At 55.6% G+C, this 10,227-nt stretch carries 12 protein-coding genes; 9 read left to right on the top strand and 3 right to left on the bottom strand.

Translation table 11 applies throughout. From position 1 onward, the window contains the following. The 3 genes from AAC01S_RS19690 to folE all read left to right on the top strand — a co-directional run. The coding region (locus AAC01S_RS19690) for a hypothetical protein (protein WP_217997815.1) at positions 1-277 on the top strand (277 nt) is incomplete at its 5' end. Between the two features lie 57 nt (positions 278-334). Further along, positions 335-1,195, top strand: a complete 861-nt coding sequence (locus AAC01S_RS04630) for a GNAT family N-acetyltransferase (protein ID WP_067619474.1) — start codon at positions 335-337, stop codon at positions 1,193-1,195. Positions 1,196-1,502: 307 nt separating this feature from the next. Next, positions 1,503-2,069 carry a GTP cyclohydrolase I FolE gene (folE, locus tag AAC01S_RS04625; RefSeq protein WP_067619530.1) on the top strand — a complete coding sequence of 189 codons (567 nt, stop codon included), beginning with the start codon at positions 1,503-1,505 and terminating at the stop codon, positions 2,067-2,069. Positions 2,070-2,213: 144 nt separating this feature from the next. Here folE and iadA read toward each other — a convergent pair whose 3' ends face one another. Beyond that, the gene (iadA, locus tag AAC01S_RS04620; RefSeq protein ID WP_067619471.1) at positions 2,214-3,545 is read right to left on the bottom strand and encodes a beta-aspartyl-peptidase; all 1,332 of its coding nucleotides are present in this window, start codon (positions 3,543-3,545) and stop codon (positions 2,214-2,216) included. A gap of 218 nt (positions 3,546-3,763) precedes the next feature. Beyond that, positions 3,764-4,372: a superoxide dismutase gene (locus AAC01S_RS04615; protein ID WP_067619468.1), complete on the bottom strand. Its 609-nt coding sequence runs from the start codon at positions 4,370-4,372 to the stop codon at positions 3,764-3,766. 204 nt (positions 4,373-4,576) lie between these two features. Between AAC01S_RS04615 and fabI the strand changes: the two genes are divergently transcribed. Then, positions 4,577-5,320, top strand: a complete 744-nt coding sequence (gene fabI, locus AAC01S_RS04610; protein WP_067619527.1) for an enoyl-ACP reductase FabI — start codon at positions 4,577-4,579, stop codon at positions 5,318-5,320. Positions 5,321-5,347: 27 nt separating this feature from the next. Here fabI and AAC01S_RS04605 read toward each other — a convergent pair whose 3' ends face one another. Then, positions 5,348-6,409: a quinone-dependent dihydroorotate dehydrogenase gene (locus tag AAC01S_RS04605; protein WP_067619465.1), complete on the bottom strand. Its 1,062-nt coding sequence runs from the start codon at positions 6,407-6,409 to the stop codon at positions 5,348-5,350. A 171-nt stretch (positions 6,410-6,580) separates the two neighbouring features. On the opposite strand from AAC01S_RS04605, the gene AAC01S_RS04600 reads away from it, so the two are divergent. The 5 genes from AAC01S_RS04600 to AAC01S_RS04580 all read left to right on the top strand — a co-directional run bounded on the left by AAC01S_RS04600 (position 6,581) and on the right by AAC01S_RS04580 (position 10,121). Then, positions 6,581-7,138, top strand: coding sequence for a sigma-70 family RNA polymerase sigma factor (locus tag AAC01S_RS04600; RefSeq protein ID WP_157071040.1), 558 nt, complete (start codon positions 6,581-6,583; stop codon positions 7,136-7,138). Further along, complete coding sequence (locus tag AAC01S_RS04595; protein WP_067619459.1) at positions 7,131-8,129, top strand: hypothetical protein; 999 nt, start codon at positions 7,131-7,133, stop codon at positions 8,127-8,129. Before AAC01S_RS04600 ends, AAC01S_RS04595 begins: the two co-directional genes overlap by 8 nt. A gap of 15 nt (positions 8,130-8,144) precedes the next feature. Continuing rightward, on the top strand, positions 8,145-8,420 hold the full coding sequence (locus tag AAC01S_RS04590; RefSeq protein ID WP_067619457.1) for a hypothetical protein: 276 nt from the start codon (positions 8,145-8,147) through the stop codon (positions 8,418-8,420). A 157-nt stretch (positions 8,421-8,577) separates the two neighbouring features. Further along, entirely contained in the window at positions 8,578-9,693 is a 1,116-nt protein-coding gene (gene ald / locus AAC01S_RS04585) for an alanine dehydrogenase (protein WP_067619453.1), read from the top strand. A gap of 119 nt (positions 9,694-9,812) precedes the next feature. Continuing rightward, positions 9,813-10,121: a metal-sulfur cluster assembly factor gene (locus tag AAC01S_RS04580; RefSeq protein WP_067619450.1), complete on the top strand. Its 309-nt coding sequence runs from the start codon at positions 9,813-9,815 to the stop codon at positions 10,119-10,121. Positions 10,122-10,227 lie beyond the last annotated feature (106 nt).

Raw genomic sequence — 10,227 nt, 5'->3', positions numbered from 1 at the left:
CCGGTTCCCTGAGCCACGTAAGGGACAAAAGTACCGTTACGGTCGCGTGATCGCGCAGTGGGGCGTTTGGCGACCAAACTTGACTGCGTTCCGCGCCCACTGCGTTCCGCGCCCCACTGCGTTCCGCCTTCCGGCGCTTCGTTTGCTATCAGCAACCATGCGGCCTGAACGGTTCGATCGCGGGAGAGGGACATCGTCGGAGCCGCTGCCGTCACGTGGTGACATCGTCGTCCGGTTACATGGTCAACTGCGGATATTGTCTGGCATGGTAAGATGAGGATGGACAGATAATTACCTGTTGGACAGGTGCAACAGTTCAATGTGGAGGGATTGCGTGGCGTTTGTTCGCTTAACATCTGACAAGTACTCCAGTGTGAAGTCGTTGCTTATGGGCGAGGAAGCGGTGTTTTTGCCGAGCCCTCTCTCGATTCTCGAAGGCAGCATCGATGGTGTCGTGTTTGTGGATCATGCTGACAATCCCTCGTGTGCTGCCATCATGAGTCCCAATTTGATCGGTGGGCGACTCGTTGGCGCTGCGACAGAACCTGCATTTGTGAATGGGTTTGTGGAAACGATGAGACAGAGATTTACTTCCGAGCATGGCACCGTGAAGGCGCCTTTCGTGTTTTACTCCACGGTGTCGGAGACTTGGGACAGCGCCTTATTCGAAGTGTTCGGTTACCGAATTTTCAGAACGGATCGGACGCAATTCCGATTTCATCGGGATGCTTTTGAGCGGCTGCCCGTAGGTCAAGTTGCGGACGAAGTCAATGTCTGCGTGCGCCGGATCGATCCCGATGTTACCTCCGCCTTTCCCGAGTTAACACGTAACATCGAAGGATTGTGGGGTTCTGTGGAGCGATTTTTGCACTATGGTTGCGGCTGGGTGGCTATCTCCGAAGATGGGCGCTTCGTCGGCAAGTGTTACTCCGCTTTCGTGGGGGGAGGAAGCGCTGAACTCGGGATTGACGTTGACAAGTCTCTCCGCGGATCGGGGGTAGGATTTTGTCTGGCCCAACGCTTCATCCAGGACTGTTTGAAGATGGACATCACGCCGAACTGGACCTGCGATACGTTGAATAAAGCGTCTGTCAACCTGGCGAAGAAACTCGGATTCGAATATGAAAGGCCCTACTATCTGTTTACGGCGCCATTTGCAAACGCCTATCATGAACCGGGCCGAACAGATTTATAAAATTTCTATTCATAGTAATGTATGGACGTTCTTTGAGAGCTGTTTCTTTCTATCGACATCACATAGTCGCGAGAGCGTAGATTTCGCAGACTCGCGAGGGACAAACTGTACATAGGTCGCGCAACATTGTAGGATAGGTCGAAGCCATGCTGTTTTCTAGGGGGAGAAGATCTTGGCATCAACCGGTACGAATCCTTTAGACAGAGTGAACGCTGAGACCGAGTTCTCGAGTGAGTTGAGTGAATCGAAACCAAATTCCAATCCGCTTTCCAATCCGCGAGGGCGTGATGATATCGAAGCAGGTCAGATGGATGTCGCGAAAATCGAAGCGGCTGTCCGAATGATTTTGGAGGCTGTCGGGGAAGACCCGGATCGAGAGGGACTTGTCGATACGCCAGCCAGGGTGGCCAGGATGTATCAAGAGATCTTTGGCGGCCTGCACAAGGATGAACGGGCCGAGTTGAGTGCTCGTTTCCACGTCGAGCATGGAGAGATGGTGTTTGTTCGAGATATCCCGTTTTATTCCATGTGCGAACACCATTTGCTGCCCTTCTTCGGGACGGCCCACGTGGCCTATCTGCCGCACGACAATGTGGTGACGGGATTGTCGAAGTTGGCCAGGTTGGTCGATACCGTTGCGAAGCGGCCGCAGGTGCAGGAGCGGATGACGAACGTGATTGCGGACGCCTTGGCGGAAGAGTTGAGTGCTGAGGGGGTCATGGTGGTGATCGACGCGGAGCATCTGTGCATGAACATGCGCGGAATCAAGAAGCCGGGCAGCCGCACCATGACGGTGGCGGTGCGGGGGCGTTACGAAACGGATTTGCGCCTTCGGGAAGAAGTTCTCCAACTCGTCCGATACGAGCGAAAGTAGGCCAGCCGCCACAGATCCGGCGTTGCGGCGCGAGGCTGAACGCTGAGTGGATTCATCGAGTTGCCGCTCGCGTTTCGCCTCACCGTTCGCCGCGGTCCTCTGCATCGCGTCCCCTGCGCCCGCCGCAACATCCCATCCCAATATTCAGCAACAATACCGTTTTGTGCGCTTCTGTCGCTCGTCCCGATCCGGAAAATCGTCCTCGTCGTCGAGCGATGGGGCAATCATCGGCCGTCCCCGCTCCTGGTTCACGCCTCCCGAAGATTTGCTTTCATCTGGTGATCCCGGTATCTTCTCGACATTCTCAAACGTTCCGAACACAATCGGCTTTCCTTGCTCCACCATCAGGCGCCCTTTGGCGAAGACAGATTGGATTCTGAACTGATCGTCGCACAGAAGAAGATCGGCATCGCATCCGGGGTGAATGCGTCCCTTGTAGTGGAGTTTCAGGAGTCGGGCGACGTTTCGAGTGACCATGCCAAGCGCCGTCTCAATCGGAACGCCTTCGCGGCGGATGAGATCGACCGTCTCTTCCCATAATGTCGCGATGCTGCCGATACCCATCGCGACGAGTTGGCCCTGGTCGTCGAAAATGGGCGACGATCCGTTGCTGTCCGAACTCATGGTGATGTACCCCGGCTTCACGCCGGAGTCCAGAAGCTTGAGGATCGCTTTGGAAGGTTTCACGGATATGTTGTCGTGTTCGTCAGGGCGGATGCCTGACGTGACATCGCAAAAGCCGCCCATTCGTCCCCATTCCACCGCCGCATCCAGCAAGTCCGGATTGCGGTTCAAGTGGGTCGGCACGAATGTGGAGTATGGAAGCTGCGTCATGTCGACGACCTCGTGTAAGAGGTCCAAGCGGCTTTTGTCGTCGCCGACGTGAAAATGAACGACGCCGGCTTTGCCTGCCAACAACCCTCCTACGTGGGCCTCCGAAGCCAGTTCGGCGATCTCGCTTTTGTTCGGGTGGCTGGATCGCGAGTCCGAAATCGCGATTTCGCCCACGCCAATGACTTTATCGATGAGGACGATATCGGACCTGGGCATTCCTGTGATCGTCCGAGTGGGTATCTGATACGCGCCACAGTAGATGTACGTGGATACCCCCTCAAAGTCGAGCCCATTCGCCTTTGCGAGCAGTTCTCGGGTAGTCCGGGTTACGCCGTCGGTGCCCAACACGCCAATTGCGGTCGTCACACCAGCCGTGGTGATGTGAGACAGCGAAATTTCCGGCGTGCGATAGTGAAATCCACCTTCTCCGCCGCCGCCTGCCATATGTACGTGCTGATCGACGAGTCCTGGAAAAAGCATCATCCCCGACGCGTCGATCACGTTGACATCCGGCACCGTTCCGTGCACGGACAGGTCATCGCCAATCGCGAGAATTTGCCTCCCGCCAATCAGGATATCTTTCGTTCCCAAATCTTTCGGCGCATAGACGTGGGCGCCGCGAATAATGGTCAGTACACTCATCGTTATCCTCCATCGCGAATCCCTGTCTCAAGCGAAACGCGCGAACTCGCTCTTCCATTGTTTCCGAATTTCATGGATTCATGAATTTCTGGCGGTCCGGACCACACTTGTCAAGTTACCAACAAAAAAACCGCTCCGCTGTGTCACCGAAAGGTGCACAGGAGCGGTTTTTTGCCGAGTCCGATCACAGGCTCAAAGGATCAAAGCATTGGCCGAGATTACAGCGCCGCTTCGTAGTTCTTGTTGGCCTGATCCCAGTTGACAACGTTCCAGAACGCGTTTATGTAATCTGGACGTTTGTTTTGGTACTTGAGGTAGTACGCGTGCTCCCAAACGTCGAGACCGAGAACAGGCTTTTTGCCTTCCATCAGCGGGTTGTCTTGGTTCGGTGTGCTGGTGATAGCCAACTTGCCGCCATCGACAACCAACCATGCCCAGCCACTGCCGAAACGACCGGTTGCAGCCGCTGCGAATTGCTCTTTGAACTTCTCGAAGCTGCCGAACGTCGAGTTGATGGCCTCTGCGAGTTTGCCAGTCGGTTGACCGCCGCCGTTCGGAGAAAGAAGGTTCCAGAACATGCTGTGGTTGACATGGCCGCCGCCGTTGTTGCGGACAGCAGTGCGGATGTTTTCCGGAACCGCGTCGAGGTTGCTGATGAGTTCTTCGGCCGACTTCGTTTCCAAATCGGGATGTCCTTCAAGAGCCTTATTCACATTCGTGACATAGGTCCCATGGTGTCTGTCGTGGTGAATTTCCATCGTCAAGGCATCGATGTGTGGTTCGAGTGCGTCGAAAGCATAGGGCAAGGGTGGTAATTGATATGCCATGAAAATACCTCCTTTTCGTGTTCAACACGTATTTTCAATCCTATTGTAGCGCACGCGTCCGTGGATTTCCAAACACGTCGGCCATCGCTGCGACATTTTGAGCAGGTTTACCCAACAGGAACTTGGTGGTATACATGGAAGAGACATTTCGATGAGAGAGGAAAGATCCGTTTGGCACTATTGGCAGGCAAAACGATTGTGATTATGGGCATAGCGAACCGCCGCAGCATCGGATGGGGTGTGGCTGAGGCCGCGCACAGGCATGGCGCACGCCTGGTATTGACGTATCGCAGCGATCGCGCTGGAGAACAAATACACAAACTATGTTCGGAGTCTTTCCCGGAGACGCCTGTCACGGTCGTGCAGTGCGACGTGGCCAATGACGATTCCGTCGAACAGGCGTTTGACGTCATCGCGGACAAGCACGGATGCATCGATGGCGTGGTTCATTCCATTGCTCACGCGAACGTGGAAGACTTGCAGGGCGAATTCGTCGCAACCTCGCGTGAGGGCTTCACGTTTGCGACGGACGTAAGCGCCTATTCGCTGGTCGCAGTGGCAAGGGCGGCCCGCAAACTGATGACGGAGGGCGGGAGCATCGCGACGATGAGCTATCTGGGCGCGGAGCGAGCCGTGCCCAATTACAACGTGATGGGTGTCGCCAAAGCCGCGCTCGAATCGTGTGTCCGATACTTGGCGAACGACCTTGGCAAAGATGCGATTCGCGTCAACGCCGTTTCCGCGGGCCCCATTCGAACGCTTGCGGCCAAGGGGGTTCGCGGCTTTAACGACGTTCTGCACGCTGTCGAGGAGCGCGCGCCGCTTCGCCGCAACGTGTCGGCTGAGGAAGTGGGCGATGTGACGGCGTTTCTGATGAGCGATTTGAGCAGGGGATTAACTGGAGAAGTCCTTCACGTCGATGCGGGGTACCATATTATTGGGATGTAGGTCGTTGCATGTAACGCGAAGCAGCCTTCAAGCGTCTATACCGATGGCATCCCGAATGTGTGAGATGCCATCCTGTCGCAGGCGCAGATCCAAGCCTTCGACAATGTCTTTGATGACTTGCGGCCCGCGGTAGATGAACGCCGTATAAATTTGGATGAGGCTCGCGCCGGCACGAATTTTCGCGTAGGCATCGTCGGCGTCGAAAACGCCTCCACATCCAATGATTGGGAGTTCGCCGCGGGTCGATTGTCTGAGCAGGCGGATGACTTCTGTGGATCGGCTGGCGAGTGGTCGTCCGCTCAGTCCGCCTTGTTCGTGCGCGTTGGGACTGTTCAGCGGAGGTCTCGCGATGGTGGTGTTCGTCGCGATGATGCCGAGTCGTTCCGCATATCTGGATGCTGCTAAACGCGTGCCAATCTCAAGAATGGATTCATCGGCTAAATCAGGCGATATTTTGATAAAAACAGGGACAGCGGTGGGATCGAGAATGGGCTGAAGCTCTTGAAGCAAATCTTCGATAAATTGGACGCTTTGCAAGTCCCGAAGGCCCGGCGTGTTCGGCGAACTGATGTTGATTGCGACGTAGTCGGCATAGGAAATGACATCCCGCAGGGCTCGGCTGTAGTCGAGGGCGGCGTCCTCGTTCGGGGTCGTCTTGTTGCGGCCGATGTTTACGCCAACAATACCGTTTTTGTTCCGAAGGAGTGCCAACTGCTCAGCGCACGCTTTGGCACCTAGATTGTTAAAGCCCATTCTGTTGATCAGCGCTTCGTCTTCCTTTAACCGAAAGAGGCGCGGCTGCTGATTGCCCGGCTGGGCGACAGGCGTCACTGTGCCGACTTCGATCGCGGCAAAACCACATTTGAACAGGCCTTCGACTGCAATCGCATCCTTGTCCAATCCAGCGGCGAGTCCAACCGGGTGTGCGAACGGCAACCCGCGAATCACTTGGTCCAGGCGATCCGATACACGGATTCTGGGAGCGACGAGGCCGGCCAACGATGGATGTTTGGAGAGTCCGTGGAGGACGATGCGATGGGCCCGTTCGGCATCCAGTTTGAATAACGCGGATCGTGCGATTGAGTACATAACGGCCTCCCGTACTGATATGCTTAGGTCGCGCGTGGACATCCTCGCGTATCCACTTGCGCGTAAATCTGTTCGAAAGTGTAGCATGTTTTCCCAAACAATCAACCTATGTCACATTTGAGGCGGGTGCTGCGTCATATTGACGAACGCGCCTTCTGAAGGGGTATGAAGATGCAGAAAGCGCATCAGGCGAGTCAGGGGGATTCCGCGAAAGAACAAGTCGCCCCACTGGAAGAATGGATGGATCGGTACGGACAGGACGTGATTCATCTCGCGTACTCATACGTTCACAATTTCCACAAGGCGGAAGATATCGCACAAGACGTTTTTCTGAGAGCTTGGAAGAACTACGACAGTTTTCAAGGGCAGAGTTCCGTCAAGACTTGGTTGCTGTCGATCACGGCAAATCGCGCAAAAGACGTTCTACGTTCGTGGAGTGTCAAGCACGAGATGACGGACGACGGAACGATGTTGCAGCACGTACCGGATTCCAGCACGGAGGCGCAGGTCGAGGCAAGGCTTCAGCAAGACGCGCTTTGGACATGTGTAAATCAATTGCCGGAGAAATACAGAGAAGTCGTCGTGCTTTACTATGCCCGGTCGCTGTCCGGAAGCGAGGTCGCGGAGGTACTGGGCATCAGCGAACAGGCGGTGCGAACAAGACTTCACAGAGGCCGGCAGTTGTTGAAGGAAGCGCTGGGTGAGAAGGGGGGCGTGTTTCATGCATGACCAAGACGACAAGGAATTGTTTGAGTTGATGGGAAAGCTTGGGGACGTCCCATTTCGGAACGAGCTTCGCGATCGCGTTTTGGAACGCGCACAGGTCGAGATGAGCACTCGCGTACCGCCCAAATCCAGGCGGCGCAAGCTGATTCCAATGATGAGCGGCGTGGCGGCGGCATGTGTTGCGATTGTGATAGGGTTTGTGATGTATTCCAGCGGTCGCAGTCAACATACCACGGCGAACATCGCGCAATCGGTCCAGTCGGCGTCGGCCTTTGGTTTGGCCAACGCGCCATTGCAAGTCTCCAACGTTCGAATTGGTTCCGTGAAAGGGGATCCGGCTCAGTCGGACGTGTTGGCGACCGTGAAAAATACGTCGAATAAGCCCGTTTCGGAAGCGGATGTGTTCGGTGTATTATCGTTTACGCCCAATGCGAACACATCGGTCGAGAATTGGTTGACGTTCGTCAATGGACCAAGTCGGACATTGCAGCCGGGGCAGAGCGTGCTGTGGAGTTTTCATCCGTCGGGGCCGCACGCGAAGGCTGGCTCAGAAGTGATATCTGAAATTCCGCATCTGAAATTTTACACGTCGCAATTTGTGCCTGTTGCGAACGCGGATGCCGTGTGGGTCAAAAGCGGACTACAGGTGACCAATATCCAAGTTCAGCCCGTCGCGAGCCCAGCAAAAGCGACTTGGCAGGCGGTTGACATTGAGACGACGATTCACAATCCATCTCAGCAGACGATCGACTTGAACAACATGCGTGCGGTGATCTGGTTTGCACAAAATTCGTCCCAGACGTTCTTGTCTGATCAGTCGATCCGCTTTTTGTATCACATGGCCCCCGAAACGACGTCTCAGCACTGGCCCGTCAACGTCAAACCCAATCAGACGATTCACGTCAGTTTCCAAGTGCTTTCGGATAAGAACTCTGACTTCTTCAGCCGGACGCCGCATGTGATGGTGATTCATGCGCCGAACGTGACTTCGTGACGAGGTGAGAAAAAGTTGACGACGCGGTTTTCGATTTCTGAATTAGCCGAGATGCTGCACGTGCCTGTTCAATATATCCGACAGGCCGTCGACGCCCTGTCGTCCGAGTTTACGGGGGAATCTTTTCCTTTTGACGATCGCAATTGGCGCATCGGACCAAGCGATGTCAAGCGAATTCAGGCTTGGATCATCGATCACGAGGAACAACTGCGGGCCGACGCGCTCGCCGCTTCTCGCCGGATCCGGGCCAAGCGCCTGGTATCGAAACAACCGTCGCAGGAACAGCCGTAGCATCGGGTATCCAATGTCGCGGCGCTATGCGCGTTATGGAGAATTCGTTGCGTTTGACGTGATCGAGAATTACACTGGTAATGCCTGTCCTACGAGTCGGCCCGGTTGAAACATCCGGATTGATGCCCGATAGTGCGGGCAAAGGGGAGACGAACCAGTGATCATAGGCATACCCAAGGAAATCAAGGACAACGAAAATCGAGTTGCGATCACGCCTGCCGCAGTCCAGGCGTTTAGGGAAGCTGGACATCAAGTTTTGATTGAGACGACAGCGGGAAGCGGTAGCGGATTTTCCGATGATGACTATAAGACGAGCGGCGCACAGATTCTGACGAATGCCGGCGACGTTTGGTCACAAGCGGATATGGTCATGAAGGTCAAAGAGCCGCAGCCGGAAGAATACAGGTTCTTCCGCAGCGGCCTTACGTTGTTTACATACCTTCACTTGGCACCGGAGCCGGAGTTGACCAAAGCTTTGATGGATACCGGTGTGACGGCGATCGCGTACGAGACGGTTCAACTGCCGGATCGGAGTTTGCCCTTGTTGATGCCGATGTCTGAAGTCGCTGGCCGCATGTCGATTCAAATCGGCGCGCACTTTTTGGAAAAATCGCACGGCGGCCGCGGTATTTTGCTTGGCGGTGTGCCGGGCGTTCCGGCGGCGCGCGTCGTCGTTGTCGGCGGCGGGATTGTCGGCACCAACGCCGCTCGCATGGCGGTGGGGCTCGGCGCGGATGTCACCGTCTTCGACAGCAGTCCAGCCCGCTTGCGCTACCTCGATGAGTATTTCGGGGGCAGGGTGCGCACCATGATGTCAAATTCCTACAACTTGACGCAGCAGATCGTTGGCGCGGATTTGCTCGTTGGATGTGTGCTCATCCCAGGTGCGCGGGCTCCGAAGATCGTTTCGGACGAAATGGTGAAGCAAATGAACCCTGGGGCGGTCGTTGTCGATGTCGCGATCGATCAAGGCGGGTCGATTGCCTCCATTGATCGAATCACGACGCACAGCGATCCTGTGTTTGAAAAGTACGGCATCGTTCATTATTCTGTCGCCAATATGCCAGGGGCGGTCCCGCGTACGTCGACGTTGGCTCTGCTGAATGCGACGACGCCGTACGCCCTGCGCATCGCTTCGCAAGGTCCGACGGCGGCTGTGAAGGCTGATCCCGCCCTCGCCAAAGGCGTCAACGTCTACGCTGGCAAGTTGACCTACGAGGCGGTCGCCACCGCCCTGGGCATTCCATACACGCCGCTCGAGTCGCTCATTTGAGTCCGTTGACAGGCTGGCCGAATCGCGCCGGACGCCCGCCAGGTATTGCGGCGAAACGGAGTATCGGCGGATCGCTCAGCGGGATCGACATACAATAGCTTGAAAGGAGAGACATCTGCATGGTAACTGAAGAAGTGGTTCGCAACATGTTGCTCGATGTGCTGGATCCGGAAATTCAGATTGATATCGTGAATCTCGGCATGGTTTACGGCATTGAGGTGTTGGACGAGGGCAAGCGCGTTCGAATCACCGTGACGCTCACGACCATGGGATGTCCGCTGTTCGACGACATCAAGGAAGAGATCATCGAAAAGGTCTCGCTCCTGGAGGGCGTCGAGACAGTTGACGTCGAGTTGACGTTCGATCCGCCTTGGGACAAAGAAATGATGTCGGAAGAGGCGAAGCTGGTGTTCAAGTACCTCTTCTGATGGTACGCCGACGGATAGGTCGACACATTCTCGGCCACAATCGGAAAATTGGCGGCGGGATCGAGGCTTGACTGGCGTGGCCAAGGCAATAAGGCCTTGAGCGATT

Source organism: Alicyclobacillus acidiphilus NBRC 100859, from assembly GCF_001544355.1.
GTDB lineage: Bacteria > Bacillota > Bacilli > Alicyclobacillales > Alicyclobacillaceae > Alicyclobacillus > Alicyclobacillus acidiphilus.
Note: the sequence above shows the minus strand (reverse complement) of the source record. Positions and strands in the feature narration are given on the sequence as shown.

What these genes read in the sequence shown, in the direction of transcription:
- folE (WP_067619530.1), top strand. Translation starts at nt 1,503, where the DNA reads ATGGATGTCGCGAAAATCGAAGCGGCTGTCCGAATGATTTTGGAGGCT.
- iadA (WP_067619471.1), bottom strand. Translation starts at nt 3,545, where the DNA reads ATGAGTGTACTGACCATTATTCGCGGCGCCCACGTCTATGCGCCGAAA.
- AAC01S_RS04615 (WP_067619468.1), bottom strand. Translation starts at nt 4,372, where the DNA reads ATGGCATATCAATTACCACCCTTGCCCTATGCTTTCGACGCACTCGAA.
- fabI (WP_067619527.1), top strand. Translation starts at nt 4,577, where the DNA reads ATGGGCATAGCGAACCGCCGCAGCATCGGATGGGGTGTGGCTGAGGCC.
- AAC01S_RS04605 (WP_067619465.1), bottom strand. Translation starts at nt 6,409, where the DNA reads ATGTACTCAATCGCACGATCCGCGTTATTCAAACTGGATGCCGAACGG.
- AAC01S_RS04600 (WP_157071040.1), top strand. Translation starts at nt 6,581, where the DNA reads ATGCAGAAAGCGCATCAGGCGAGTCAGGGGGATTCCGCGAAAGAACAA.
- AAC01S_RS04595 (WP_067619459.1), top strand. Translation starts at nt 7,131, where the DNA reads ATGCATGACCAAGACGACAAGGAATTGTTTGAGTTGATGGGAAAGCTT.
- AAC01S_RS04580 (WP_067619450.1), top strand. Translation starts at nt 9,813, where the DNA reads ATGGTAACTGAAGAAGTGGTTCGCAACATGTTGCTCGATGTGCTGGAT.